Genomic DNA, 26642 nt, shown 5'->3' on the forward strand with positions numbered 1-26642 from the left:
CTGTATCTTTGATTACTTAGTAATCAAAGATACAGGCTATATTTTTAGGTGATTAACTATCCTTATATATATTTAATATAAAAGTGTCTTTTTTATTTTATAGTGATAACTCTACCCGTTTCACTACTTTCAACCGCTAATTGAATCAACTTAATAACTTCTAAACCTTCTTGCGCTGTTACAGGTAATTTCTCACCACTTATAATACTATCTCTTACACCTTTATAGTACATGTCATAACAGCCGACTTCTGTTGGAATACGTACTGACTCTTCTTCTGTTTCTAGAGTAGCAAAATTCTGTTCAATGTCTACCCCATAACCGTTATCGCCTGGCTTCATTCCATTTTTTAATTGTTCTTCCTGTGAATCCATACCGTATTTCACGATAGAACCTTTATCTCCATGCAGTGTAAAGTGCGGACCGGCTTTTTTCACATAACTGCTACTACGTAAAATGACACGTTTAACTCCGTAATGAAGTACTATGTGGAAATAATCATCAATTTCTGCACCTGGTCGTTGTTTGATTACATCTGCACTGATTGCATTTGGTTTCCCAAATAATGATAATGCTTGGTCAATTAAATGCGAGCCTAAGTCATATAATATACCTGATCCTGGTAAGTTCTTTTCTCTCCATCGATCACGTACATGTGGACGGAAGCGATCGAAATGCGCCTCATATGCGTATACATTCCCTATTCTATCCTCTTCTAATAATTTCTTTATCGTTAAGAAATCATTATCAAAACGGCGGTTATGATATACACTTAATACGACATTATGCTGCTCTGCTAATGAAATAAGCTCTTCTCCTTCTTCAATTGAAACAACAAATGGTTTCTCTACAACAACATGCTTACCGTTTAATATTGCTTCTTTTACATATGGAAAATGAGTTGTATTTGGTGAAGTAATAACAACTAAGTCAATATCAGCTCGCTTCACCAATTCATCAATTGCACTCACGACGTTAGCATTCGGTAATGTTTCTTTTACTACCTCTTCTTTTGAAGATAACACGGCACGAATATCGTATTCTTCTATCGTTTGTAATAATGGGATGTGAAATGTTGTACTAGAAAATCCAAACCCTACAATCCCTACACCTATTTTTTTCATGTTGCTGCCCCTCCATTTATCCCGCTATTTGTGGGTAGTAAGTCCACTTCATGAGAACGATTTCATTCAGTTATTATAACAAGATTATTATTATTTACATAATAAATTGCCTAGAAAAAAGCATCTTGCCATTATTCATGGCAAGATGCTTTTTTTATTCCGATCGTTTTTTCGTCCACGTTTCAATAACTTCACCAGTATCGTTAACATCTAGCACTAAACTACCGTTACTATACCGGTCTTTATTTCGATACGCTTTCGGGTCAATTTCTTCTACGATATGTTTCTCTGTCTTCATGTAAACTAGTTCATCGTCTCTAACAATTTCTATACCGACAATGCGGTATGGATTACGTTTTAATTCTTTGAAAATAACAAGTCCCCGCTTCGCCCTCGTTGATTTCTCAATTTCTGATGCTTTTAGGCGTTTTACAGCACCGCGCTGCGTTACGAGAATAAGTTGATCTTTGTCAGCATTTAATGGTTTACTAGAAGCGACATAGTCATCTTCTTTTAAATTAATTGCTTTCACACCAGCGGCTCTTACACCGACTGGACTTACTTCATCTTCATGGAAAATAAGTGCATATGCACCGTGTGTAGCAAGAACGATATCACTCGTTCCATCTGTCGCAAATATATCAACAACTTCATCATCTTTTTTCAAGTTTACAGCAACGAATGCTCTAGAGTAACGCTGTACTTTATATTGGTTTAATTCTGTTTTCTTAATCATACCGTTCTTTGTTACAAATACGATAAATCGCTTTTCTTCCTCAAAGTTCGGTACGACAGTTGCCCAAATAATCGTTTCATCCCGATCAAGTGAAACGATATTAGCAACGTGCTGTCCTAAATCTTTCCAACGAATATCTGGCATTTCGTATACTGGCAGATATATATAGTTTCCTTTATTCGTAAATAAGAGGACTGTCTCTGTCGTATTCGTATCGAATCGTTCAAGTAAGATGTCACCCTCTTTCATACCGAAGTCTTTGCCATTTGAGGCATTATGTGAGCGCCATCCAGTACGTTTCACATATCCTTCTTTCGTTACAGTAACGATGACATCTTCTTGTGGGATCATCACTTCTACATCGATTTTAATTTCCTCGATTTGATCTTCAATAATCGCGCGTCGATCATCACTATATGTTTTCTTAACTCTCTTTAAATCTGTTTTAATGACTTGAAGTAATCTTTTTTCACTTTGTAAAATTGCCTGTAGCTCAATAATTTTCTTATTAAGCTCATCTGCCTCTTGTTGTAGTGCTGTAATATCTGTATTCGTTAAACGATATAATTGCAAGGATACAATTGCTTCCGCTTGCGCTTCTGTAAAACCAAATTTCGCACTTAAATTATCTTTTGCATTACGCTTATCTTTTGAAGCTCGAATCGTTTCAATAACTTGGTCTAAAATCGATAATGCTTTCTTTAAACCTTCTACAATATGTTGACGATTTTCTGCCTTTCGTAATTCATATTGTGAACGTCTCGTAACAACTTCTTTTTGATGTCCAATATATGCATCTAAAATTTTCGGTAATGTCATAAGCGTTGGACGACGATTATTAATCGCTACCATATTAAAGTTATATGGTATTTGCAAATCTGTATTTTTATATAAATAATTTAAAATACCTTCAGAATTTGCTTCTTTTTTTAATTCTACGACAATACGAAGACCTGTACGATCTGTCTCATCACGCACTTCAGCAATGCCATCTAATTTTTTATCTAGACGTAACTCATCCATTTTCTTAACAAGGTTTGCTTTATTTACTTCGTATGGAATTTCAGTAATTACGATTTGCTGTTTCCCACCACGAACCGTTTCAACTTCTGCTTTCCCGCGAATAATAATTTTACCTTTACCTGTTTCATACGCCTTTTTAATACCATCAATCCCTTGAATAATACCACCTGTTGGGAAATCTGGTCCTTTCATAACTGTTAATAAATCATCAACAGTACTATTCGGTTTATCAATACGCATCATTGTAGCGTCAATAACTTCTCCAAGATGATGCGGAGGAATTTCTGTTGCATAACCAGCGGAAATCCCTGTAGATCCGTTCACTAATAAGTTCGGGAACGCTGCTGGTAAAACAACCGGTTCTTCACTCGTATCATCAAAGTTTGATACGAATTCTACTGTTTCTTTATCAAGATCACGTAATAACTCAGATGCAATTGGTGATAATCGGGCTTCCGTATAACGCATTGCTGCTGCTGGATCCCCGTCAACACTACCATTATTACCGTGCATTTCAACTAAAACATTACGTACTTTCCAAGTTTGGCTTAAACGTACCATCGCCTCATATACAGAGGAATCACCATGCGGATGATAATTACCAATAACGTTACCGACTGTTTTAGCTGACTTACGGAATGCTTTATCATGTACGTTTCCTTCCACATACATAGAATATAAAATACGTCTTTGTACCGGCTTTAAACCGTCACGCGCATCTGGAAGCGCGCGATCTTGAATAATATATTTACTATAACGTGCAAAGCGATTACCTAACACGTCTTCAAGCGGGAGGTCATGAAACTTCTCTGCTTGCATGTTATTCCACCTCCGTCTCCATAATCATTTCATTTTCTAAAATATTTCCTTCTTCTTGCATACCGAACTGTACGTTGCGTTCAATCCATTTACGACGAGGTTCTACTTTATCACCCATTAACGTTGTAACGCGGCGCTCTGCCCTAGCTACATCATCAATTTTCACGCGAATTAGTGTACGTGTTTCAGGGTTCATCGTTGTTTCCCATAATTGATCCGCATTCATTTCGCCAAGTCCTTTGTAACGCTGTAACATGTAACCTTTTCCAACTTTTTTCGTTACTTCATCTAATTCATCATCTGACCATGCGTATTCAATTACTTCACTTTTTCCTTTTCCTTTACTTACTTTGTATAAAGGAGGAAGTGCGATAAACACCTTACCTGCTTCGATAAGTGGTTTCATATATCTGTAGAAGAATGTTAATAACAATACTTGAATATGCGCCCCGTCTGTATCGGCATCAGTCATAATGACAACTTTATCATAGTTAATGTCTTCCACATCGAATTCATTGCCTACACCGCCGCCAATTGCATAAATAATTGTATTAATCTCTTCATTTTTAAAGATATCAGCAAGCTTTGCTTTTTCTGTATTAATTACTTTACCACGTAATGGTAATACCGCCTGGAAACGTCGATCTCTTCCTTGTTTCGCAGAACCACCAGCAGAGTCACCCTCTACTAGGTACAGTTCATTTTTTTGCGGGTTACGTGATTGTGCAGGTGTTAATTTCCCGCTTAACGTACCTTCTGATTTTTTCTTTTTCTTACCACTACGCGCTTCTTCTCTTGCTTTACGGGCTGCTTCACGAGCTTGTGCTGCTTTAATTGCTTTTCTCACAAGAAGTGTAGCTACATCAGGATTTTCTTCTAAAAAGTATGCTAAATGCTCTGATACGATAGCATCAATTGAAGAACGCGCTTCACTTGTGCCTAGTTTTCCCTTCGTTTGCCCTTCAAACTGAAGCACTTCTTCTGGTACACGTACAGAAACGATAGCCGCTACACCTTCACGAATATCTGTACCTTCTAAGTTTTTATCTTTTTCTTTTAATAGTGCTACTTTACGAGCATACTCATTGAACACACGCGTCATTGCTGTCTTAAATCCAGCTTCATGTGTTCCACCATCTTTTGTACGTACATTATTTACAAACGAAAGAATATTTTCTGAGTAGCCATCGTTAAATTGAAATGCTAATTCTGCTTCAATCCCATTTTGTTCACCAGTGAAGTATACAACTGGGTGAATTGAATCTTTTTCTTCGTTTAAATAGGAAACGAAAGCTTCAATTCCTGTTTCATAATGAAAGACATCTTCTAAATCATTTCGCTCATCTTTTATTGAGATTTTCATCCCTTTTAATAAGAATGCAGATTCGCGTAATCTCTCACATAATGTCTCATAGTTATAATTTGTTGTGCTGAAGATCGTTGTATCTGGTTTGAAATGCATTGTCGTACCAGATTCTTTCGTCTTTCCGATTTTCTCAAGCGTCGTTACAGGAACACCGCCATTTTCAAAGCGTTGTTCATAAATATTTCCGTCACGCTTAATCGTTACGACTAACCATTCAGACAAGGCGTTTACAACTGATGCCCCAACACCATGTAAACCACCACTCGTTTTGTAACCACCTTGACCAAACTTACCACCGGCATGAAGTACAGTTAAAATAACTTCTGGTGTAGGTTTTCCAAGCTTATGCATTCCCGTAGGCATTCCGCGCCCTTTATCTATAACGCTAATACTATTATCTTTATGTATTACGACAGAAATTTCGTCGCCAAATCCCGCTAACGCTTCATCAACGGAGTTATCTACTATTTCGTATACTAAATGATGCAATCCACGGCTGTCCGTGCTCCCGATATACATACCCGGGCGTTTTCGAACGGCTTCAAGTCCTTCTAACACTTGAATCGCATCTTCATTATATTGGAATTGATGCTTCGCCAAACTCCTTGCCCCTTTCCTAATCCAAAATCAGAACATATGTTTCTATTATAGAATAACGCCTCGACTATCGTTTTGGCAAGTTATCTTATCTCTTTTATATACCATTTTCAATAGAAAAATCCTTGTTTTTTCACAAGGATTCCTCTAGGCTACTATTTCAGAAAAATAATCGTTTGTCAACGAGAAATGGATATGTATACCAAGATTACACATTCCAAACCTTTATTATGATCCAAATGATCAATATCCAAAATGGGATAACAAGTAACAATCCCCAAAAACAGCCTTTAAAAAATCTCATGATGAACACCTCGTTCATCTGCCCTACTTATCTATAATAAGGGCTGAAGCAATCTTTCTACCTTTACAATCTATACTATTTTGTCATCGCATGTTCTACTTTTATACAACGATCCATTATTACAGTATAGTCTTTTTCTTTTAAAAGTTTGTATGTATCTTCGTCTTGTACTCCTAATTGTGCCCAAAAAACATCTGCATCAATCTCTACAAATTCTTTTGCAACATCCATTAAAAATTCTGAACGGCGGAATACATTTACAATGTCAACATGTTCCTTAATATCCTTTAGTGAAGCAACTGCTTTTTCTCCAAGCACCTCATCTACTGTTGGGTTTACTGGAATAATGCGATACCCAGCATCTTGCATTGCTTTTGAAACCATATACGATGTACGTTCTGGCTTATCCGATAAACCAACAACTGCAATCGTTTTGCTTTTCTTTAATACTTCACCAATTTCCGTACGAGTTGGGTTTTCAATTGTCATAATTTATCCCTCCTATTCCTTTAGTATAGCCGATAAAGAAAGTCTCTTTCAATATGAAAGAGACTTTCTTTTATTCCGATTATTGATTCTTTGTAGCTGAGTTATCTGCTAAAGTAGCTGTTTTCGTCATTTTTTGACCGTTACGATAGAATGTAACTTCTACTTTCTCGCCTACTTTTTTCTTTTCATATAAATATTTACGGAATTGAAGTGAATTTTCTACTTTTTGATTATCTAATGCTACTACAATATCATATTGTTCTAAACCAGCTTTTTCAGCAGGTGATATTGGGTAAATTTTACCTAATACAACGCCGTTTGTTACGTCTTTCGGTACTTTCAATTGATTTACTGCATAAGCTTGCACATCTTCTAATGAAACGACACCTACTCCAAGAGCTGGACGTTTTACTACTCCGTCTTTTTCAAGTGATTCAATAACTGGCTTTGCGATGTTAATTGGAATAGCAAATCCAATCCCTTCAACTTCTTGTTGTGCAATTTTACTTGAATTAATCCCAATTATTTCTCCGTTTTGGTTAAATAACGCACCACCACTATTACCAGGGTTAATTGCTGCATCTGTTTGAATAACTTGAGCATTCCAATCTGCACGCTTATCACCATCGATATCTACTGGAATTTCACGTTCTTTACTACTAATAATACCTTCCGTTACACTTCCATCAAATCCTAGTGGGTTACCGATTGCAATTGCTTTTTCACCCGCACGGATTTTACTAGAATCACCTAAAGTGGCAACTTTATTTACATTAGCACCATCAATTTCAACAACAGCTAAATCTAACCAAGGGTCTTTCCCTACAAGCTTCGCATCTACCTTCTTGCCATCACTCAGTTTTACAGCAAGTTTATTTGCACCATCTACTACATGATTGTTCGTTACAATATATGCTTTATTTCCTGCCTTTTTATAAATAACACCTGATCCTGAACCAGCTTGTTGTTCTTGACCCGTCGGTTGCATTGCAAATGGATCAATACTTTGTTGCATATTAATAACACCTACAACAACATCTTTCGCGCCTTCAATCATACCAGGTAAGTCCGTTTCATTTTTTGCTTTATTGACAACAGGAACTACAGTACCTTCAACTTTTGAATCTGAACTAAAAGATGATACAGTCGCTCCATTATTTTGAGCCCATGGCATATATGGTGCCGCAAAACTAATTGAAACACCCCCAACTACAGCTCCGACTAAACCTGTGAAAAAATAGCCTTTTTTACTGCCCGATTTTCTCACTTCTCTCGTTTCACTATGCTCTTCATTTAAATTTGGTCCGTCGTAATATCCCATGTTTACTTCCCCTCTCTGGTGAATTCGTATTTTTAGTATAGTCACGTTTTGTGTCCTTCTTGTGAACTCATCGTGAAATCCAATTAAAAAAATACACTTATTTAACATTGTAGACAAAAAAAGCATTTTTTGTACATTCCACCTGCAAAAGAGGATATAAAATTGTTATTTTCCTAGACTGAAGCACACAATACGTTCCAAATTATTCTTCAAATTTATAACCAACACGAATAACAGTACCGATATGCTTCGCTTTATCTCCTAGCTTATTTCGTAGTTTTTTAATATGAGTATCAACAGTTCGGTCATCACCGTAATAGTCATATCCCCATAACTGATCTAATAAATGTTGACGTGACAACACAATTCCTTTGTTCTCCATTAAATAAACGAGAAGTTCAAATTCTTTATGTGTTAATATAATTTCTTCTCCATCTACTAAAACAGTTCTAGATAGACGATTCACTTCTATTCCAGCTAAAGACATAGCATTTTCTTCTGCTACCCCTACCACGCCATCCGCACGTTTCAGTAACGTCTTCGCGCGAGCTACTAACACTTTCGGGCTGAAAGGTTTCGTTACATACTCATCTGCACCTAATTCGAACCCTAGTAATGTATCATCCTCATCCGAACGTGCTGTTAGCATAATAATTGGTACTGCTGATTCTTTTCTAATTCGTCTACAAACAGACCATCCATCTATTTCTGGTAACATAATATCTAACATAATTAAATCAATTTCATGCTCTGCAAATAATTCTAGCGCTTTTTTTCCGTCTTCTGCTTCGATTACTTCAAAGCCTTCATTGCGAAAATAATCGCTAACAATTTCACGTAATCTTCTTTCATCTTCAACAAGTAATACTGTTTTATTCATAATAATCTATCCCGCCTTTTTACTCTTTCAATCGAATAATACGTTGATTGGAGCTTCCGCGAAATGGAAGTGTTAAATCTTTTTTCTCGATTTCAAATCTTCCATCGACTAAAACATCCCCATAATGTAACAACTCTATCATATCATTATTTTGAGAACTCTGTATCTCTTCTAACGTATAACCTGTATACATCCATAGATTTTTTTTCAAATCTTTCACGATTTTTGCTACTTTTTTCACTTCAGCAGCTTGGAAAAATGGATCTCCACCTGAAAATGTTACATCAGTTAATGGATTACTTGCAATCTCTTTCACAATTTCTTCTACTGTCATTTCAGTTCCATTACAAATATTCCACGATTTCGGATTATGGCAACCGAAACAACGATGCGGACAGCCCGCAAAAAACACGACTGTCCGCAACCCTTCTCCATCTACTACACTATCATGAATGATGTTCATCACTTTCATTTATGTTTCACCCGATCCATCTCTTCACTACGTTTCGCACTATTCCACTTCGACATATCTCCTACAAGATAACCTGTTATACGGCGAATTCTTTCTATTTTAGCCTCATCTTCATTTCCGCAGCTCGGACATTCATTTCCAATAACTCCGTGATAACTACAGCACTTACAACGGTCAACAGGATGATTAATTGAACCGTATCCAACGCCATGTTCTGCCATCGCTTGTACAATTTGTTTTAATGCCTTTTTGTTATGCATTGCTGCTCCATCTAGTTCAATATACGTAATATGTCCCCCGTTACATAGAGCGTGGAACGGGCCTTCTAAACGAATTTTATTTATCGCTTGCATGTTATAATAAACTGGAATATGGAATGAATTCGTATAGTAATTATGATTTGTTATACCGCTAATCACGCCAAATTCTTCTCTATCTTTTTTCACAAACTTCCCTGATAATCCTTCTGCCGGAGTTGCAATTACCGAGAAATTCAGTTCATGTTCTTCTGTCGCTTTATCCATTCTATCTCTCATAAAGGAAATAATTTCATACCCGAGTTTCCATGATTCTTCATCTTCTCCATGATGCTTTCCTGTTAAAGCTACTAAACACTCCGCAAGACCGATAAAACCAAGACTTAACGTCCCTTGCTTTAAAATGGATGCTACAGAATCTTCAGGCTGTAACTTTTCTCCACCGCGCCATACACCTTGTGAATATAAAAATCGGAAATCTCTTGCTCGTTTCGTACATTGATACTCAAATCGCTCTAATAATTGCTTAATTCCTAAATCTAAATAATAATTTAACGCTTCAAAAAACGCTTCTTTTGAACCACTAATTAATGCTAATTTCACTAAGTTAATAGATGTAAATGATAAATTCCCTCTTCCAATCGCCGTTTCTTCTCCATGTATGTTCGACATAACACGAGTACGACATCCCATGTAACATACTTCACTTTCCGGTCGTCCATCATAATGCACAGCATTAAATGGCGCATCTAAAAATGAAAAGTTAGGGAATAATCGTTCAGCCGTTGTCTCTAACGCTAATTCAAATAAATCATAGTTCGGATCACTTTCTTCAAAGTTCACACCTTTTTTCATTTTAAAAATTTGAATAGGAAAAATTGGTGTTTCTCCTTTACCAAGACCAGCTTGTGTCGCTTTTAAAAGTTGTTTAATTAAAAGTCTTCCTTCATTCGATGTGTCTGTTCCATAATTAATAGAAATAAACGGTACTTGCCCGCCGCCCCTACTATGCATACTATTTGAATTATGAATGAAAGCCTCACAAGCCTGATACGTATCATTTTCTGTTTCTTTCCACGCAAATTCTTCTATTTGTTCTTTCGTGAGCGGATATGACTGTAATCGTTTCTTATGTCTCTCTACTGTTTTTCTCACATATGGAGCTAAATCAACATCAAAGAGTGCAAACGATTGACCACCGTGCTGCATATTTTGATTCGCTTGAAAAATAATAGATGAAAGAGCTAATGCACTTTTAATGTCTTGCGGTTGCCTCATATGTCCATGTCCGGTATGAAAACCGTTCGCAAGCATTTGCGCTAACGGAATTTGTGAACAAGTCGTCGTTCCTGTCGCATAAAAATCTAAATCATGTGGATATAATATATTTTGATTGATCGCTTTTTTCACTTGATCTGACAATAAATTTTCAACAGCATAATATTTTGCACTCTCAGATGCGAACGTTCCCATTACTCCCATCGGAGAGCGGCCGTCTACATTTGCATTTTCTTGCATTAAATCTTGTTCATTGCCGTGGACAATCGTCTCAAACACTCTCATTAATTCTTCTCCACGTGTATTTTTTTGTAACATTCATAACCCTCCACCAATATGTTGTTGTCTTTTGATTAAAATGTTACTACATATAGTCTTATTGTTTCTGTGAGAAATGTAACATTCCTGTGAAATATTTTGCACGAAATAATGAATTTTTCATTTACAAAAAAGAAATGTGCTCTTTACAAATGTATGGTACAATATACGGGAAAAACTCTTTTTACCCTTTATCAACACATTTGAATAAAGGAGACTGAACTTATGGTTACTACATATCTTTTATTTATCGTTGCCTACTTACTTGGCTCGATTCCATTTGCACTAGTCGTTGGAAAGATTGGTTATGGAATTGACATTCGTGAGCACGGAAGCGGTAATTTAGGCGGAACAAATACATTCCGCACACTAGGGAAAAAAGCAGGTTTTATCGTTACAATTGCTGACATTTTAAAAGGTACATTAGCAACGAGTCTACCGATTATTTTCGCGTTAGACGTTCATCCACTATGGTTCGGATTAGCAGCTGTTCTTGGACATGTGTATCCGATTTTCGCGAAATTCCGTGGTGGTAAAGCAGTTGCAACTTCTGCTGGCGTGCTATTATGCTACTCACCAGTTGTTTTTGCAATTTTAGCTGTTGTCTTTTTCAGCCTTTTATTTACAACAAGATACGTATCACTTTCTTCTATGGTAACAGCTGTCGTTGCCGTTATCGCATCAATTGTTAGCGGGGATAAAATCTTCATTATTGCGATGTGTTTATTAGCAGGTATGGTTATTTATAAACACCGTGCAAATATTGGACGAATTATAAATAAAACTGAACCGAAAGCAAACTTTTCAAAAAAGCAAAAATAAGATCGTAACCCACATAACGCAAAAAGAAAACGTGAAGCATATTAATAGCGTCTTTTTGCGTTATTTTTTATACTAAAGAAAAAGCAACATAATTTGGAGGAACTATACATGAATCTTTCCGTAACAAAAGAAGCAGCACAATGGTATAAAAACGAATTAAACTTACAATCAGGTGAAACACTACGCTTTTTCGTACAATACGGTGGTTGCAGTACTGTGCAAAAAGGACTTTCTTTAGGTATTCGTAAAGATGATCCTGCACATCCTGCTGTTCAAATTCAAGAAGAAAATATTAACTTCTTTATTGAAAGCGATGATGAGTGGTTCTTCGATGGACATAATTTAGTTGTTACATTTAACGACGGTGATGATTTCCCGCAATTTAATTATGAAAAATAAAAAAACGTGGCTTCCGCCACGCTTTTTTATTTTTTCTTAATTTCCTCATATTTCGCATACCACTCTGGATAGAACTTTTTAAATGATACAGGGCGGAACCCTTCTTTTTTTGCACAAATATTCGTTGTACTTGCAGTAATACAAAGTTCGCCATCACCATTATAAATTTGATATCCATATACAACGCGAAGCGGGCTCACTGTATCAACCCACGTTTTTACAATTGCTTTTTCACCGTAACGCATCGCTTTACGATAAGAAATTTGCAAATCTAAAACAGGAGAAATGATCCCTTCCTTCTCCATTTCAACATATGAAAACCCTAAATCTTGTATAAGTTTCGTGCGACCTAGTTCAAGCCACACTAAATAGTTTGAATGGTAAACAACACCCATTTGATCTGTTTCCGCATAACGGATTTCAACTTCATGTTCTGCTACAAACATATGTATATTCGCCTTCTTTCACTTCTGGTGCCTTACATACATTTAATCATAATACAGTGACATCAAAAATAAAATAAAAATAGTGAATCTTTTACCGAAAAGAGCAAGCATATGATTCAAATTGTAACGGTTCGTAGCGGTGATAGCGTATATAGCTTGGCATCAAAATATGGATCAACACCTGACGAGATAGTAAAAGACAATGGATTAAATCCAGCTGAAACACTCGTTGTTGGTCAGGCACTAATTGTGAATACGAAAGGAAATAATTACTATGTACAGCCTGGCGATAGCCTATATAGAATCTCTCAAACATATAACGTTCCTCTCGCTAGTTTAGCTAAAGTGAATAACTTATCTTTAAAATCCATTCTCCATGTTGGACAGCAATTATATATACCGAAAGGAACGAAACGAGCAGTAGAATCCATCGCTTATTTACAACCTTCAACTATACCCATTAAAGAAAGTTTAGTTAATTCTACACGTGCCATTAATCCCTTTTTAACATATTTAGCCTACTTCAGTTTTGAGGCAAAAAGAGATGGTACGTTAAAAGAACCAACTGAAACAGCTAAAATTGCTAATATTGCAACGCAAGGAAACACCATTCCTATGCTCGTTATTACCAATATTGAAAATGGAAACTTTAGTGCCGATCTAACATCCGTTATTTTACGTGATGCAACGATTCAAAATAAATTTATTACAAACATTTTGCAAACAGCTGAGAAGTACGGTATGCGAGACATTCATTTTGATTTCGAGAGCGTAGCACCTGAAGATCGCGAAGCGTATAATCGTTTTTTACGAAATGTGAAAACACGCTTGCCTAACGGGTACACATTAAGTACAACACTTGTACCGAAAACAAGTTCAAATCAAAAGGGAAAATTTTTTGAAGCTCACGATTATAAAGCACAAGGACAAATCGTTGATTTCGTCGTCATTATGACATACGACTGGGGTTGGCAGGGCGGACCACCGATGGCTATTTCTCCTATCGGTCCTGTAAAAGAAGTACTTCAATACGCAAAATCTCAAATGCCTCCGCAAAAAATTATGATGGGACAAAATTTATACGGATTCGATTGGAAACTTCCATTCAAAGAAGGAAATCCGCCTGCAAAAGCAATTAGCTCTGTCGCAGCTGTTGCACTAGCTCGTAAATACAATGTTCCGATCCGCTATGATTTCACAGCACAGGCTCCTCATTTTAATTATTTCGATGAAAATGGTGTACAACACGAAGTTTGGTTTGAAGATTCACGGTCTGTTCAAAGTAAGTTTAATTTAATGAAAGAACAAGGTATAGGTGGTATTAGTTATTGGAAGATTGGTTTACCATTCCCGCAAAATTGGCGTTTACTTGTTGAAAACTTTACGATTACGAAAAAGGGCTGACAAAAGTCAGCCCTTTTTTACTATTAAAAACTCGTCACAAAAAGAAGAATGATAACATTCTCCCTTTTTAACCGTTATCAACAATCGGTTGTTTACCCGTTTGGTCTTGCATTTGCTTCCCTTTATTGCCACCAGCTTTTTTTGATTGTGTTCCAATATGATTCGGTACAAAGTCTTTTGAATTCTTTTTCGGATTACCCATTACTATCGCCTCCTTAACAGTAGTATCGTACTAGTGTTAAGAATTATTCAGCTTGCTTAAAAAGTTTCATTTCATAACGTTTTTCAATACGCTCTTCAATGCGATCGATTGCATCGCGATCGCTTAATAATTGTTGTTTATTTTCTTTCACAAGCTCGTCAAATGATTTGCGACGACTTCTTCTCATGCTGTTCACCCTCTCTCCTTCTCATTCTTACTATACATAGTATGAGCAAAGGAAAAACTCTTTAATCAGATTTGCAAGAAAATTTTATGTTTTAATACTCCTAAAAAAACTCCGTGTACAATAAAACGTACACGGAGTTTTTCATACCATAATATTTAAATACTCTTTTAACTTTTCATCTGCATTCATTTCACTTTGTTTATAATCATGCAGCGCTTGCAGTACGAAATCATACTGTTCTAAAATATAACTTTCTAATTTCAGGACGTCCTCTAAGCAATTAAGCATAATTCTCGTATTACCAACTTCACTTTTTAACGCCGGTTCACAGGCTAAACTCGTACATATTTCTTTCACATCATCTTCTAATATGTCTGTTAATACGTATTTCTTTCGCCCTTTTACCTTTAATCTCATAACTGGATAAAAAGCTTTTATATCTAAATAGCTTCCTACATTCATGCAACGAATCCATTCGATATCACGTTTATTTCGTACAAGTATCTCTTTTACCGCTTCATATACTGCTGTCTCATCAAGTACTTCTGTATTCGATTTCCTTTTCGCCTCTTCTTCAATAGAGGCACATTTTTGATAAACTGCTGCACAAGTAATACAATCATCAAATGCATTATGAGAACTCAAACGAATTCCAAGCATTCGCTTTAACGTTTCAAGTTTATGATTAGGAGCGTGCTTCATATATTTCTTCGCTAAAAATACAGTATCAATCACTTTATTTTTCGGTTCCGGCAACCCCAGCATATTCACATTACTTTTCAAAAAGCGCATATCAAAAGATGCATTATGAGCGACAATTACATTCGTATGTAAAAATGCTAAAAATAAAGGTAACACTTCTTCAATCGTCGGTGCATCTGAAACACGATAATTTGTAATACCTGTTAAACTCGTTATTCGGTCTGGAATTGGACGCTCTGGATTCACATAGGAAACAAATTGATCTACTAGTTCATGATTACGATATTTCACTGCTGCCACTTGAATAATTTTATCATTATAAGGGTTAAATCCTGTTGTTTCAAAGTCAATTACAACATAATCTAACGGTAAGGATATATTCCCCACTCCAAATACACTCCTTTATCTCTCAACGTTTATATTTCTTTTATCATATCATGAAGCTTTCACTACGTGAAAAAGAAAAGGCAGAAATGATTATATTCCATCTCTACCTTTTCACTGTTATTTTAATTTAGCAATTCGTTTCTCCATCTCTTTTTGCGTCATCGGTCCAATAAACTTATCTTGAATGACACCTTTCGTATCTATAAAATACGAAGTTGGGATTGTAATGACTTTATACGCTGTTGTCACATCAATATTCTTGTCCAATAAAATAGGAAAAGTAATTCCTTTCTCCTTAGCAAAATTACTCACCTTTTCTATCCCTCCGCCTTTTTCTGAAGGCGTATAATTTATTGCTAAAATTTCTACATTTTCTTTATGTTCTTTATAGAAAGCCTCCATATCTGGCATTTCTTGCTGACAAGGTCCACACCACGTTGCCCAAAAATTTACAATCACTTTCTTTCCTTTTAAATCCGATAACTTTACATTCGTTCCATCTAACTTCGTTAATTCAAAGTCTGGCGCACTCTTTCCTATTTCAATACCGTTACTTGCAATCATCTCTTTCATAGCAGCTTTACTTTTTTCTTGCTCTCCTTGGGTCACCTGATCGCTTTTACCAAACTGTTCATAAGCTGCATATCCCGCTAAACAAAGTAACACTACAATAATCGTAAGCTTCCGCCACATTTTATATCACCCTAACGTGTTTGTCTTGTAACATATTCACCAAAATGCTATATACCTTATTTTAGCTTATACGGACAAGCTTGGAAATATTCACAGTCTAAATAATTAGAATATTCTTATTTAAAGTGCATTTTTTCCTTTTTATCATATAATTAGAAAAACAAATGAAGTATTACCTATCTTCTTCTAGACCCATTCACCTTTTATTTTCATGGTTATATAACCTTCAACAAAAGGGGGATTGTTTATGAATTCATTCGAAAAAATAACATTATATATTCTTAGTTTTCTTTTATATCCAATCGGTATTATTACATGGATCATTTCACTCTTTAATAAAGATATTGAAAAAAAGAAAGTAGGGCGTATTTGTCTTTACATCTCTCTAGTCTCATTCGTCCTTTTCTTAATTCTTGGAATTACAACTTTCCTTATGACTGCTACTTTTAATGTTGATCTGAATCATTCCGAATCTATCGAGTATCAAATAAATGACGCTGAATAAAGATAAGAGCATTGCGCTTATCTTTATTCACATCCCTTAAAAAAACAAATGACTATTTATTAATTTTTCAGGACTTCCACATGCTACAATACTTCCTTCTTTCATGATGACAACGCGATCTGCTAGTATCACTTTCTCTACATCATGCGTAACTACAATTCTCGTTACATCGCTTCCTAGTCCTTCTATCATATTCCAAACAAATTCTTGATTGCCCGGATCTAATCCCGCAGTCGGTTCATCTAAAATAATAAAATTCGGATTTGAACCAATTGCTCGCAATAATGCAAGCCGTTTTCTTTCTCCTCCCGAAAACTCTTCACCGCTTTTATGTAGTACAGTTTGAAGACCTTCAGGTAACCCCCTAATAATCGGCGTTACATTTACAAGTTCAGCACTTTTTTCTAACTCGTTTTCTAAGCCCACTTCCCCGAAATACATATTCTCTTTTACTGTCGTCCGAAAGAATCGAGGTTCTTGCCACACTGTAGTCAATCGAGCCTCATTTCCATAATAAGCAATGCTACCGTTAGATGGTTTATACAAACCTGTCATTAATTTTAAAAGCGTTGTTTTTCCTGCACCACTTTCTCCCACAATCATAACGAGTTCGCCAGGATTAATTTGCAAATCAATATTCTTAATTCTGCATTTCTCTTCACCATTCTCCTGAAATGAAACATTTGTTATTGTCATCCCCATCGCTTTTTCTACATTACTATTTGCCACTCGTTTATCTAAAAAGGAAAAAACTCTACTTGCCGAAGCAGCTGCAACTTGTGTCATCATTAATAAATCCCCCACATAACGGACAGGGAAAAAGAGCATCTCAATTGTCGCTAACACTGCATCAAGTGAACCAACCTCCATTTCGCCCTGCATTATTTTTTGCGCACCTATAATAAGAACAACGATATATGCTCCTGTTTCAATCACTGTTCCAACTACTCCAATGTAATGCTGCATCATCGTCTTCTTTACTTCTGTTTTATAAGATTGTGCCGTTACTCCTTTAAATAAGCCAATAGCCCATTTTTCTTTTTGCAAACTACGTAAATCTTGCGCTCCTTTTACAAACTGTGACACCATCTCTACAACAGTTGATTGATTTTTTTGAGCAATACTAGCAATATTTCTTACCTTCTTCCCTAAAAGCATCGGAACCATTGCACTTAAAAATAAAAACGGAGTTATCCACAATATGAACTGTATATCTATATGTTGTAGTGCTATGATCGCACCGATAAATTGCGCAATGGCGTATATATATTCTATTAATATAGAACCATATAGCCTGACCCAGTTCGGAATATCAGATACGACTAACGTTTCTAGCTCTCCTTGTTTGATTTTCTCACTCTCTTCAAACGGTAATAGGAAAAAATGGCGCAATACATCTATACGCTTCTCTCGTAATATTCGCTGGCTCGCTTTTGAGCTTACATAATCAAATGAAAGATTGTTCACCCACATCAATAAGCGGGTAACTGTAAACAAAGTAATGTAAAAATACGCTCCCTTCAGCTCTCGTTGAATTAGGTTATCTACAATTAGTCCCATGAATAGTGGACGGGATAGATTTAAAATAGCTGCAAAAACCCCACTGCATACAGCTGCTATTACTAATATTTTTTCTTTCTGTAACGGTAACAAAATTCTTTTATATTCTTTCATAGTGTTCCCTCCATTTTTATAGTAAAAAGAAAGGGATGAAACCATTTGGTTTCATCCCTTTCCATAAAATAAGGAAGCTAACAGTTGTTAGCTTCCTTATCATTCATTTCAATTGTTTAGTTTGACACTTTAGACTCTTCAATTTTCTCACGAAGAACCATTTGTAAGATACCACCGTGACGGTAGTAGTCAATTTCAACTTCACTATCGAAACGAGCTACTACTTCAAATTGTTTTTCGTTGCCATCTGCATCAGTTGCAACTACTTTTACAAGATCGCGTGGTCTAACTGTTTTGTCAATTTGAATTTCAAATGACTCGTTACCAACAAGACCTAACGTTTCAGCGCTTTCGCCATCTTTAAATTGAAGCGGTAATACGCCCATTAACACTAAGTTACTGCGGTGAATACGTTCGAAGCTTTCTGCGATTACTGCTTTAATACCTAATAAGTTAGTACCTTTTGCAGCCCAGTCACGAGAACTTCCCATACCGTAATCTTTACCTGCAATAACTAGAAGGCCTGTGCCATCTTCTTTATACTTCATAGCAGCATCATAGATTGATGTTACTTCACCAGTTGGCCAGTATGTTGTATATCCGCCTTCTGTTCCTGGTGCGATTTGGTTTTTAATACGGATGTTCGCGAATGTACCACGCATCATAACTTCATGGTTACCACGACGAGAACCGTAAGAGTTAAAGTCAACTGGTTGTACGCCGTTTTCTAATAAGTAGCGTCCAGCTGGTGTGTGCTTACCGATTGAACCTGCTGGTGAAATGTGGTCAGTCGTTACAGAGTCACCAAATTTACCAACTACGCGTAAGCCTGATAACGTTTCAACTTCACCTGGTTCTTTAGATAAACCTTCAAAGAATGGTGGGTTTTGAATGTACGTTGAATCATTATCCCAAGTATATAAAGCTTCGTTTGAAGTTTGGATTTCATTCCAACGCTCATTGCTGTTAAATACTTGTGCATATTCTTTCTTGAACAGCTCAGATGTAACAACGCTTTGAACTACATCTTCAATTTCTTTAGCTGATGGCCAAATATCATTGAAGTAAACAGCATTGCCATTTGCATCTTTACCGATTTCATCATTTTTCAGGTCAATATCAACAGTACCTGCAAGTGCATATGCCACAACAAGTGGTGGTGATGCTAAGTAGTTTGCTTTTACAAGTGGATGAATACGACCTTCAAAGTTACGGTTACCAGATAAAACAGATGTTACTAGTAAGTCGTTTGCTGCGATTGCTTCTTCTAATTCCGGTGCTAATGGGCCAGAGTTACCGATACAAGTCGTACAGCCGTAACCAACTGTTTGGAAACCTAATTGATCTAAATACGTTGTTAAACCTGATTTATCTAAGTACTCCGTAACAACTTTAGATCCTGGTGCTAATGATGTTTTTACGTATTCAGGTACTTTAAGTCCCTTTTCAATTGCTTTCTTCGCAACTAAACCTGCCCCAATTAATACGTATGGGTTTGATGTATTTGTACAGCTTGTAATTGCAGCGATTGCGATTGCACCTGTTTTCATCGTTACTTCTTTATCTTCTAATGTAACCTTCACTTCTTTATCGAACTCTTGCTCATTAAATCCAAGTCCTTGTGTTCCAACTGGTACTACAACAGCTTTGTGGAACGCATCTTTCATATCTGAAAGTGGAATTAAATCTTGTGGGCGTTTCGGTCCAGAAAGGTTAGATTCAATTGTATTTAAATCAATTTCAACAAGATCAGTGTAAATTGGATCTTTGCTGTCTGCTGTATAGAATAAGCCGTTCGCTTTACAGTATTCTTCAACAACGCGAATTTGCTCTTCATCTCTACCTGTTAAACGTAAGTATTCTAATGAAATATCATCGATTGGGAAGAATCCACAAGTTGCGCCGTATTCTGGTGCCATGTTTGAAATTGTTGCACGGTCAGCTAAAGGCATGCTCTTTAAGCCATTACCGAAGAACTCAACAAATTTACCAACTACACCTTTTTGACGTAATACTTGTGTTACTTTTAATGCAACGTCTGTTGCTGTAGTACCACTTGGAAGTGTACCAGTTAATTTTACACCGATTACTTCAGGTACTGGGAAGTACGAAGGCTGTCCAAGCATTCCTGCTTCTGCTTCAATACCACCAACGCCCCATCCAAGAACGCCGATACCGTTAATCATCGTTGTATGTGAGTCTGTTCCAACTAATGAATCTGGGTATGCAACTAAGTCACCTTCAGCATTTTTTACAGCGTGAACAACTGGTGCTAAATATTCAAGGTTTACTTGGTGTACAATACCTGTAGCTGGCGGAACTGCACGGTAGTTATCAAATGATTTTTGTGCCCAGCTTAAAAATTTATAACGTTCTTCATTACGTTTAAACTCTAAGTCCATGTTGAATGCAAGCGCGTCTGCTGTACCCGCTCTATCAACCTGTACAGAGTGATCAATTACAAGGTCTACAGTAATTTCCGGATTAATTTTATCAGGATCCCCACCCATGTCTGCCATTGCTTTACGAAGCGAAGCCAAATCAACAACAGCTGGAACACCAGTGAAATCTTGTAAAATTACACGAGATGGTTTAAATGGAACATCGATATCTTGCACATCTTTCGTTCCCCATTTCGCTAAATTTGTAACATGCTCTTCTGTAATTACACGTCCGTCTACTTGACGAAGTACTGATTCAAGTAAAACTTTCACGGAATATGGTAATTGAGATACGTTGCCAACCCCTGCATTTTCAAGCGCTTTCAAATCATAATAATGATACGTTTTTCCATCTACTTCAAAAGTTGCACGTGATTGAAATGGATTATGTTTGACCATTATGTTTCCCCCCTGTTAAACGTGACTAAGTTGTCTGAATATAAAATGTAGACAAACTTTTCAATACCTTACGATAATATCTTATTACAACTTTCTAAATAAGTAAATAATAAGAAACTTATAGATTATCATAAGTTTTCTTTATGTTTCTAAATTTGAATAGTGTTCATGTTCCTTATGAATACTATTACCATAAAGTAAAGTGCTCTATTAGCGCTTTCTTTACAGTTCATACATACTATGAACTGCTCATCATGCAACTTACAAAAAAAGTTATAGAGGTGAAATAAAATGGGTAAAAGAAAAGCAAATCATACTATTTCAGGAATGAATGCAGCATCTGCACAAGGACAAGGTGCTGGTTATAACGAAGAGTTTGCAAATGAAAACTTAACTGCTGCAGAACGACAAAATAATAAGAAACGCAAAAAGAACCAGTAACGAAAAATCCCAAAAGGAGCATTCACCTTTTGGGATTTTTTCTAATGTTTATAACGTAACAATTCCGAAACCGTTACAAATCGATAGCCCTGCTTTTTCAGTTCAGGTAATATTTTTGCTAGCGCTGCTACTGTTTGACTACGATTATTTCCTCCATCATGTAGCAATACTATATCACCACTTTTAGCATGTTTCACTACATGATTTACAATGGATTCAACCCCTGGATTTGCCCAATCACGTGGATCTTGATGCCACGACCATAGAATCGTTTGATAACCAGCTTCTTTCGCTGTTTTAAATACAGCATCGTTAATATAACCGCCAGGAGGACGGAATAGCAAAGGCTCTTTCACCCATTTTTCGAAAAATTTCTTTCCATCTAAAATATCATTTTCTAATTTTTCATCCGATGAATTACTTGCATACAAATGGTTCATCGTATGATTTCCAATTTCATGCCCCTCTTTTAACACTTGTTTGACTAAATATGGATTACGCTGAACTCGAAATCCAATCATAAAAAATGTCGCTTCTGCTTTATATTGGCGCAATAAATTTAAAATTTGTGGTGTATAAATTGGATCCGGTCCATCATCAAATGTAATAGCAATAATCTTTTCATTATTAGGTACTTCCCATGTTACATATCCAGTTGGTTCTAGCTCTTTTCTGAGCAACATTTTCGCTTCCACTTTTTCAACTTGAAATATATGTACTGCGCATAATAAAGAAAAAATGAGTAGAAAAATTTTCTGTTTTCGCATAATATTCGTTAAAGTAAGAGGTTGTCGAATACACAACAACCTCATTTACTTTTCTAATTGATCTACATGCTGCATAATATTTTGAAGATTATTTTCGTATTGCTCAAGTTGTGGGCGTTGTGTTTCCGAAGCTACTTCTAGTGCATTTTGAATCTGTTCATAGGCTTCCTGAACCTCTTGGCGTAATTCTTTCAAATCATGACCGTAGTTTGGATCATTTTTTACAATGTTGTTAAATGCATTTTCTGCTTGTGTAACACCTTGCTGCGCTGCTTGAAAAGCTTGTTGCTTATCTTTATGATATGGCATTATACAATCCCCTTTCCATAATAGTTAGTCCCACTTATCTTTACCTTTTTTTCTAAAAACATTCTCGTATAAATTTGCAAACTTCTCTCATTCTAAAAAGAAAGAGGAGGTGTCACAGACAATGAGCAAAAACAATCGTGAAGCGAAAGAAAAAAAAGGACAACCCGAACCATTAAGCGGATCTCATAAAGTAAAAAACCGTAACCATTCACGTCAAAAACATCATGCACATCATGATATGTAAAACAAAAAATGCACACTAGCTACCTTTTCCACATACAATGTTTATATTTTTCCATTTATTCTTCACCCCTACTTCATTCATGCATAACATAGTATGAATTGAGATTTTACGGAGGGTGTCTTACATGGGCAAGAAAAAGAAGGATTGTCTTTTTCATGTTGATGGTTTCGAAGAATGGATGGATCAGTTTTGTTCTGATTCTTGTAGCAACTTTAGTTTCCCAAATCAAATTCATATTGACCTTTGTGAAACGGAACAAGAATACATTTTGGAAACAGATGTACCAAATGTGACAGAACAAAATGTAGTCATTAAAAAGATGAAGACAGGCCTAAACATTTGCATACTTCATAAAAATATTTCTTTGCAGAGGATCATTCCTTTACCCGATAATATTATTTATAAAAAGATGCTAGCCTGCTTAGAGAATGGATATTTAGCCATTCATATTTCCAAAAACGAAGTAGCTAATAAACATGAAAAGAAAGTTCTTTTTCAAATTGAGAATTAAAATAAATACAAAAATAAGCCCCAGTCGTTGACTGGGGCTTATTTTATTTCGCATGTACTTCCATATTAGAATTCCCATCATATCTTTTTTTCAATAAACCTTTCGTAACTAACAGTACTGGAAACGCTACAGTTGAAAATATAGCTAGCGCTGAAAATACTACAAATCCATTTTGGTACCCGTAATAATCGAGAAGTACTCCCCCAAACCATGGACCAATTACTGCTCCAATTCCTGAAAATCCCATTGCTCCAAAGTACGTTCCTTTTAGATGCGCAACAGCTATATCATCAATAAATACATCCGTCATCGAAAACATTAAGACTTCTCCAATTGTAAAAATAATTGTGCAAATAGCAGCACCTAGCATAGATTCTACTATTCCAAATCCAAATAATCCCCCGCTCACAAATAAAGTTCCAACCATAATGGATGCTAATGGTGTATACTTTTTACACATTTGAATAACAGGATATTGAATTACGACTACAACAATCGCATTTAATACTAACATATATGAAAATAATTTCACTCCATCCTGGAATATATGTGCATTTGCAAAATATTGTGATACTGTCGTCGTTAAGTGAGAAAAACCACAATTACTCAAAATAATACCAACTAACGCAACTAAAAATACGACATCCTTTCGTAATATACGCAGCGCATTTAGCATTGTAACAGGCTTTTCTTTATTGATTTTCTTTTGTTCCACTGGATATTTCTTAAATTGGAACGCTAGTATAACTGTATATAGAATATATACTCCAGCTGCTACTAAAAAAGGAATTGTTGATTTTGCGCTTCCAATCTGTAATCCGACAAGTGGCCCAATCGCTACTCCAACATTGATTGCACCGTAACGCAAATTATATACGAGTAAACGATACTCTGGTTTCGTTAAATCTGATAATAACGCTCTTGACGTCGGTTCAAAAAAGGACCTACATAATCCATTTAAAGCATTTAATAAAAAGAAACTTAAAACATGATCTGCAAGTGAAAATCCTATGAATACAAATACCCAAACGATCATGGACCATATTAGAATCATATTTCGACCGAATCGATCAGATAAATTCCCTCCGATAAAACTAGCAAACACTCCAACAAGTGCACTCGTTCCAATAATAGCACCCGTCATTCCAGCTGATACGCCTTTAACAGTCGTTAAATAAATTGCTAAAAAAGGAATACTCATTGACGTGGCGAACCTCGCAAATAAAGTCCCGATTATAATTGTCATTCCTAACGGATGAATATTTTGTAACTTCCCCTTCATCTTAAAAACCTACTCTCCCTGTTATCACATAAAAAAAGAAAGCAAAGGATCTGCTTTCTTTTCCCTTTTTATACTTGAGCTGTTGATACCCGCGTTGTTCTCGTTATATCCATATCTATGCCATATGTAAACTGTAATTCTTTACAAACATCTTTAATTAAAATTGCGACATTATACTTTTCATTAAATTGTAAAACGATGTTTTCTACTTCTTCATATGTATACTTATATTCCCCTGTAATGACACTTTTTAAATCAAAGCATTCATTTATACAAAGTTGCACAAGTAGCTGGTCATATTTCTCTATTACATCTTCTTTCTTCCACAGTAACTCTTTTACATATAACCGATCAAACTTCACACTTTCGCGGTTACAATCCGTTAAAATCCGGGTCATTTCGTTTAACTCTCGATACAATTCAGAAATATTTTTACTTAAACTAAGCAGTTTATCTACGCCGTTTTCATACAACATATTCATTCCACCCCCGCATTTTCTTTTTCTTATTATAGCAAGAAAATTCTAAAAAAGGCTTCTTTCTTCTGAAATATTAGGAAACGAATTTCAATTGCTTTACAATGAAACTAGTTAATGCGAGAGGAGAAAGAAAATTGGAGCAAAAATTATATTACACTGACGCTTATAAGCAAGACTTTACTACAAAAGTTATAAAGCAAGATTATGATAAAGACGGTAACTTATACGTTATTTTAAACGAAACGGCATTTTACCCAACAGGTGGCGGGCAACCCCATGATACTGGAACTTTAAATGGCATTGCTGTACTTGGTGTTGAAGAAGTCGACGAAGAAATCCACCACTTCATTGCAGAACAATTACATACAGAAGAAGTAGAAGGTAAAATTAATTGGGAGCGCCGTTTTGATCATATGCAACAACATGCGGCTCAGCACATTTTATCTGCTGCTTTTTGGGACCATTTTAACATACCTACAATTGGATTCCATCTTGGTAAAGAGACGGTAACAATTGATTTAGAAACAGAAAATCTGCATGCAGAAACAGTTGAAAAAGCAGTGCAAATTGCGAACAATATTGTTTTTGAAAACCATCCAATTCTTATTAAATGGATGAACTTAGAAGAAGCGAAAACATTACCACTTCGCAAAGAACCGACTATGACAGAAAATATACGCGTTGTTATGATCGAAAACTTTGATTATAACGGCTGTGGCGGAACTCACCCAAAACGTACTGGTGAAGTAGGTCCTATTCAAGTTCTTAGCTGGGAGCGCAACAAAGGTGGCATACGACTAACGTTTATCGCTGGCTGGCGCACACTTAAATTAATGGGACAACAACAACAAATTATGAAGGATGTTTCTAAACAATTAAACAGTAGCGAAGCTGATATTCCAGTAAAGGTAGCACAGCTTCTAACTTCTCAAAAAGAAACCGAAAAAGCTATGCAAACAATGAATGAAAAATTATTATATGCAGAGGCAAACGAACTACTTCAACAACCTACCAAAATACATGCTGGCATACTTATTTCTAAAGTGTTTACAAATCGTTCTATGCAAGAAATCGCAAAGCTATCCGCTATTATTACAGAACAACAAGAGCATGCCATTACATATTTCGTTATTGAAAACGAGGACAAATTACAATGCATCCTCGCTTGTGGCAAAACAGTCACACTCGATATGAATGCTCTTTTAAAAGAGGCACTTCCTACAATTGAAGGAAAAGGTGGCGGAAATAAAAAAAGTGCTCGTGGCGGTGGGAAAGCGATTATGACTGGGGATGAGTTTTTAAATCAACTTGTTTCTTCTTTACAGTCAGCAGTGTAAAACATGTTATGAAGGATAGCGAACGGC

The 26642-nt window shown here is 36.0% G+C and carries 27 protein-coding genes; 8 read left to right on the forward strand and 19 right to left on the reverse strand.

Features of this window, described 5'->3' with window-relative positions; genetic code table 11:
- Nucleotides 1-92: 92 nt before the first annotated feature.
- The 8 genes from PDQ33_RS17030 to PDQ33_RS17065 all read right to left on the reverse strand — a co-directional run bounded on the left by PDQ33_RS17030 (nt 93) and on the right by PDQ33_RS17065 (nt 10984).
- On the reverse strand, nt 93-1124 hold the full coding sequence (locus PDQ33_RS17030; protein ID WP_219913215.1) for an oxidoreductase: 1032 nt from the start codon (nt 1122-1124) through the stop codon (nt 93-95).
- A 154-nt stretch (nt 1125-1278) separates the two neighbouring features.
- The gene (gene parC / locus PDQ33_RS17035) at nt 1279-3702 is read right to left on the reverse strand and encodes a DNA topoisomerase IV subunit A (protein WP_270756309.1); all 2424 of its coding nucleotides are present in this window, start codon (nt 3700-3702) and stop codon (nt 1279-1281) included.
- Between the two features lies 1 nt (nt 3703).
- Nucleotides 3704-5668, reverse strand: a complete 1965-nt coding sequence (gene parE / locus PDQ33_RS17040; protein WP_219913213.1) for a DNA topoisomerase IV subunit B — start codon at nt 5666-5668, stop codon at nt 3704-3706.
- A 376-nt stretch (nt 5669-6044) separates the two neighbouring features.
- Entirely contained in the window at nt 6045-6458 is a 414-nt protein-coding gene (locus PDQ33_RS17045; RefSeq protein WP_000151382.1) for a CoA-binding protein, read from the reverse strand.
- A 79-nt stretch (nt 6459-6537) separates the two neighbouring features.
- The gene (locus tag PDQ33_RS17050; RefSeq protein WP_270756311.1) at nt 6538-7779 is read right to left on the reverse strand and encodes a S1C family serine protease; all 1242 of its coding nucleotides are present in this window, start codon (nt 7777-7779) and stop codon (nt 6538-6540) included.
- 202 nt (nt 7780-7981) lie between these two features.
- On the reverse strand, nt 7982-8659 hold the full coding sequence (locus PDQ33_RS17055) for a response regulator transcription factor (RefSeq protein ID WP_001044683.1): 678 nt from the start codon (nt 8657-8659) through the stop codon (nt 7982-7984).
- A gap of 19 nt (nt 8660-8678) precedes the next feature.
- A complete protein-coding gene (nrdG, locus tag PDQ33_RS17060) occupies nt 8679-9131 on the reverse strand; it encodes an anaerobic ribonucleoside-triphosphate reductase activating protein (protein WP_000867063.1) in 453 nt (150 codons plus the stop codon).
- Nucleotides 9128-10984: an anaerobic ribonucleoside triphosphate reductase gene (locus PDQ33_RS17065; protein ID WP_144533312.1), complete on the reverse strand. Its 1857-nt coding sequence runs from the start codon at nt 10982-10984 to the stop codon at nt 9128-9130. The genes nrdG and PDQ33_RS17065 overlap by 4 nt, the downstream gene beginning before the upstream one ends.
- Before the next feature lie 225 nt (nt 10985-11209).
- On the opposite strand from PDQ33_RS17065, the gene plsY reads away from it, so the two are divergent.
- Nucleotides 11210-11806 carry a glycerol-3-phosphate 1-O-acyltransferase PlsY gene (plsY, locus tag PDQ33_RS17070; RefSeq protein ID WP_000258966.1) on the forward strand — a complete coding sequence of 199 codons (597 nt, stop codon included), beginning with the start codon at nt 11210-11212 and terminating at the stop codon, nt 11804-11806.
- Between the two features lie 108 nt (nt 11807-11914).
- On the forward strand, nt 11915-12205 hold the full coding sequence (locus tag PDQ33_RS17075; RefSeq protein ID WP_144533310.1) for a HesB/YadR/YfhF family protein: 291 nt from the start codon (nt 11915-11917) through the stop codon (nt 12203-12205).
- A 26-nt stretch (nt 12206-12231) separates the two neighbouring features.
- On the opposite strand, the gene PDQ33_RS17080 is transcribed toward PDQ33_RS17075, so the two are convergent.
- Nucleotides 12232-12651, reverse strand: a complete 420-nt coding sequence (locus tag PDQ33_RS17080) for an acyl-CoA thioesterase (RefSeq protein ID WP_219913211.1) — start codon at nt 12649-12651, stop codon at nt 12232-12234.
- A gap of 111 nt (nt 12652-12762) precedes the next feature.
- Between PDQ33_RS17080 and PDQ33_RS17085 the strand changes: the two genes are divergently transcribed.
- Nucleotides 12763-14055 (forward strand): glycosyl hydrolase family 18 protein, encoded by a 1293-nt coding sequence (locus tag PDQ33_RS17085; RefSeq protein WP_000614849.1) that lies wholly within the window; start codon nt 12763-12765, stop codon nt 14053-14055.
- Between the two features lie 67 nt (nt 14056-14122).
- Here PDQ33_RS17085 and sspN read toward each other — a convergent pair whose 3' ends face one another.
- From sspN to PDQ33_RS17105, 4 genes are all read right to left on the reverse strand, one after another.
- Nucleotides 14123-14257: an acid-soluble spore protein SspN gene (gene sspN, locus PDQ33_RS17090; RefSeq protein WP_000527989.1), complete on the reverse strand. Its 135-nt coding sequence runs from the start codon at nt 14255-14257 to the stop codon at nt 14123-14125.
- A 43-nt stretch (nt 14258-14300) separates the two neighbouring features.
- Nucleotides 14301-14444, reverse strand: a complete 144-nt coding sequence (locus tag PDQ33_RS17095) for an FbpB family small basic protein (protein WP_001254697.1) — start codon at nt 14442-14444, stop codon at nt 14301-14303.
- Between the two features lie 141 nt (nt 14445-14585).
- Complete coding sequence (locus tag PDQ33_RS17100) at nt 14586-15533, reverse strand: 3'-5' exonuclease (protein WP_000526906.1); 948 nt, start codon at nt 15531-15533, stop codon at nt 14586-14588.
- A gap of 117 nt (nt 15534-15650) precedes the next feature.
- Nucleotides 15651-16226, reverse strand: coding sequence for a TlpA family protein disulfide reductase (locus PDQ33_RS17105; protein ID WP_061131668.1), 576 nt, complete (start codon nt 16224-16226; stop codon nt 15651-15653).
- Between the two features lie 247 nt (nt 16227-16473).
- Between PDQ33_RS17105 and PDQ33_RS17110 the strand changes: the two genes are divergently transcribed.
- Nucleotides 16474-16731: a hypothetical protein gene (locus tag PDQ33_RS17110; RefSeq protein ID WP_001083868.1), complete on the forward strand. Its 258-nt coding sequence runs from the start codon at nt 16474-16476 to the stop codon at nt 16729-16731.
- 36 nt (nt 16732-16767) lie between these two features.
- On the opposite strand, the gene PDQ33_RS17115 is transcribed toward PDQ33_RS17110, so the two are convergent.
- Both PDQ33_RS17115 and acnA read right to left on the reverse strand, forming a co-directional pair.
- Nucleotides 16768-18405: an ABC transporter ATP-binding protein gene (locus PDQ33_RS17115; protein WP_270756314.1), complete on the reverse strand. Its 1638-nt coding sequence runs from the start codon at nt 18403-18405 to the stop codon at nt 16768-16770.
- A 116-nt stretch (nt 18406-18521) separates the two neighbouring features.
- Entirely contained in the window at nt 18522-21245 is a 2724-nt protein-coding gene (acnA, locus tag PDQ33_RS17120) for an aconitate hydratase AcnA (protein ID WP_270756315.1), read from the reverse strand.
- 291 nt (nt 21246-21536) lie between these two features.
- Between acnA and sspO the strand changes: the two genes are divergently transcribed.
- Complete coding sequence (sspO, locus tag PDQ33_RS17125) at nt 21537-21686, forward strand: acid-soluble spore protein SspO (protein WP_000518051.1); 150 nt, start codon at nt 21537-21539, stop codon at nt 21684-21686.
- A gap of 41 nt (nt 21687-21727) precedes the next feature.
- On the opposite strand, the gene pdaB is transcribed toward sspO, so the two are convergent.
- Together pdaB and PDQ33_RS17135 are read right to left on the reverse strand one after the other, a co-directional pair.
- Nucleotides 21728-22453, reverse strand: coding sequence for a polysaccharide deacetylase family sporulation protein PdaB (gene pdaB, locus PDQ33_RS17130; RefSeq protein WP_142243819.1), 726 nt, complete (start codon nt 22451-22453; stop codon nt 21728-21730).
- A gap of 45 nt (nt 22454-22498) precedes the next feature.
- A complete protein-coding gene (locus tag PDQ33_RS17135; RefSeq protein ID WP_001146294.1) occupies nt 22499-22762 on the reverse strand; it encodes a hypothetical protein in 264 nt (87 codons plus the stop codon).
- Between the two features lie 121 nt (nt 22763-22883).
- On the opposite strand from PDQ33_RS17135, the gene PDQ33_RS17140 reads away from it, so the two are divergent.
- Together PDQ33_RS17140 and PDQ33_RS17145 are read left to right on the forward strand one after the other, a co-directional pair.
- A complete protein-coding gene (locus PDQ33_RS17140) occupies nt 22884-23006 on the forward strand; it encodes a small acid-soluble spore protein P (protein WP_000042141.1) in 123 nt (40 codons plus the stop codon).
- A 124-nt stretch (nt 23007-23130) separates the two neighbouring features.
- Complete coding sequence (locus PDQ33_RS17145) at nt 23131-23517, forward strand: Hsp20/alpha crystallin family protein (protein WP_000516746.1); 387 nt, start codon at nt 23131-23133, stop codon at nt 23515-23517.
- A 43-nt stretch (nt 23518-23560) separates the two neighbouring features.
- Here PDQ33_RS17145 and PDQ33_RS17150 read toward each other — a convergent pair whose 3' ends face one another.
- Nucleotides 23561-24799 (reverse strand): MDR family MFS transporter, encoded by a 1239-nt coding sequence (locus PDQ33_RS17150; RefSeq protein ID WP_000676837.1) that lies wholly within the window; start codon nt 24797-24799, stop codon nt 23561-23563.
- A gap of 68 nt (nt 24800-24867) precedes the next feature.
- The gene (locus tag PDQ33_RS17155; RefSeq protein ID WP_000965134.1) at nt 24868-25275 is read right to left on the reverse strand and encodes a hypothetical protein; all 408 of its coding nucleotides are present in this window, start codon (nt 25273-25275) and stop codon (nt 24868-24870) included.
- 137 nt (nt 25276-25412) lie between these two features.
- Between PDQ33_RS17155 and PDQ33_RS17160 the strand changes: the two genes are divergently transcribed.
- On the forward strand, nt 25413-26615 hold the full coding sequence (locus PDQ33_RS17160) for an alanyl-tRNA editing protein (RefSeq protein WP_148662492.1): 1203 nt from the start codon (nt 25413-25415) through the stop codon (nt 26613-26615).
- Nucleotides 26616-26642 lie beyond the last annotated feature (27 nt).

The sequence above is a fragment of the Bacillus cereus group sp. Bc031 genome (assembly GCF_027716265.1).
GTDB classification, from domain to species: Bacteria; Bacillota; Bacilli; order Bacillales; family Bacillaceae_G; genus Bacillus_A; species Bacillus_A paranthracis.

What these genes read in the sequence shown, in the direction of transcription:
- PDQ33_RS17030 (WP_219913215.1), bottom strand. Translation starts at nt 1,124, where the DNA reads ATGAAAAAAATAGGTGTAGGGATTGTAGGGTTTGGATTTTCTAGTACA.
- PDQ33_RS17115 (WP_270756314.1), bottom strand. Translation starts at nt 18,405, where the DNA reads ATGAAAGAATATAAAAGAATTTTGTTACCGTTACAGAAAGAAAAAATA.
- sspO (WP_000518051.1), top strand. Translation starts at nt 21,537, where the DNA reads ATGGGTAAAAGAAAAGCAAATCATACTATTTCAGGAATGAATGCAGCA.
- nrdG (WP_000867063.1), bottom strand. Translation starts at nt 9,131, where the DNA reads ATGAAAGTGATGAACATCATTCATGATAGTGTAGTAGATGGAGAAGGG.
- PDQ33_RS17140 (WP_000042141.1), top strand. Translation starts at nt 22,884, where the DNA reads ATGAGCAAAAACAATCGTGAAGCGAAAGAAAAAAAAGGACAACCCGAA.
- sspN (WP_000527989.1), bottom strand. Translation starts at nt 14,257, where the DNA reads ATGGGTAATCCGAAAAAGAATTCAAAAGACTTTGTACCGAATCATATT.
- PDQ33_RS17155 (WP_000965134.1), bottom strand. Translation starts at nt 25,275, where the DNA reads ATGTTGTATGAAAACGGCGTAGATAAACTGCTTAGTTTAAGTAAAAAT.
- PDQ33_RS17055 (WP_001044683.1), bottom strand. Translation starts at nt 8,659, where the DNA reads ATGAATAAAACAGTATTACTTGTTGAAGATGAAAGAAGATTACGTGAA.
- PDQ33_RS17065 (WP_144533312.1), bottom strand. Translation starts at nt 10,984, where the DNA reads ATGTTACAAAAAAATACACGTGGAGAAGAATTAATGAGAGTGTTTGAG.
- PDQ33_RS17075 (WP_144533310.1), top strand. Translation starts at nt 11,915, where the DNA reads ATGAATCTTTCCGTAACAAAAGAAGCAGCACAATGGTATAAAAACGAA.
- PDQ33_RS17085 (WP_000614849.1), top strand. Translation starts at nt 12,763, where the DNA reads ATGATTCAAATTGTAACGGTTCGTAGCGGTGATAGCGTATATAGCTTG.
- PDQ33_RS17150 (WP_000676837.1), bottom strand. Translation starts at nt 24,799, where the DNA reads ATGAAGGGGAAGTTACAAAATATTCATCCGTTAGGAATGACAATTATA.
- PDQ33_RS17145 (WP_000516746.1), top strand. Translation starts at nt 23,131, where the DNA reads ATGGGCAAGAAAAAGAAGGATTGTCTTTTTCATGTTGATGGTTTCGAA.
- PDQ33_RS17105 (WP_061131668.1), bottom strand. Translation starts at nt 16,226, where the DNA reads ATGTGGCGGAAGCTTACGATTATTGTAGTGTTACTTTGTTTAGCGGGA.
- PDQ33_RS17080 (WP_219913211.1), bottom strand. Translation starts at nt 12,651, where the DNA reads ATGTTTGTAGCAGAACATGAAGTTGAAATCCGTTATGCGGAAACAGAT.
- pdaB (WP_142243819.1), bottom strand. Translation starts at nt 22,453, where the DNA reads ATGCGAAAACAGAAAATTTTTCTACTCATTTTTTCTTTATTATGCGCA.
- PDQ33_RS17110 (WP_001083868.1), top strand. Translation starts at nt 16,474, where the DNA reads ATGAATTCATTCGAAAAAATAACATTATATATTCTTAGTTTTCTTTTA.
- PDQ33_RS17050 (WP_270756311.1), bottom strand. Translation starts at nt 7,779, where the DNA reads ATGGGATATTACGACGGACCAAATTTAAATGAAGAGCATAGTGAAACG.
- parC (WP_270756309.1), bottom strand. Translation starts at nt 3,702, where the DNA reads ATGCAAGCAGAGAAGTTTCATGACCTCCCGCTTGAAGACGTGTTAGGT.
- plsY (WP_000258966.1), top strand. Translation starts at nt 11,210, where the DNA reads ATGGTTACTACATATCTTTTATTTATCGTTGCCTACTTACTTGGCTCG.
- PDQ33_RS17135 (WP_001146294.1), bottom strand. Translation starts at nt 22,762, where the DNA reads ATGCCATATCATAAAGATAAGCAACAAGCTTTTCAAGCAGCGCAGCAA.
- PDQ33_RS17095 (WP_001254697.1), bottom strand. Translation starts at nt 14,444, where the DNA reads ATGAGAAGAAGTCGTCGCAAATCATTTGACGAGCTTGTGAAAGAAAAT.
- PDQ33_RS17045 (WP_000151382.1), bottom strand. Translation starts at nt 6,458, where the DNA reads ATGACAATTGAAAACCCAACTCGTACGGAAATTGGTGAAGTATTAAAG.
- acnA (WP_270756315.1), bottom strand. Translation starts at nt 21,245, where the DNA reads ATGGTCAAACATAATCCATTTCAATCACGTGCAACTTTTGAAGTAGAT.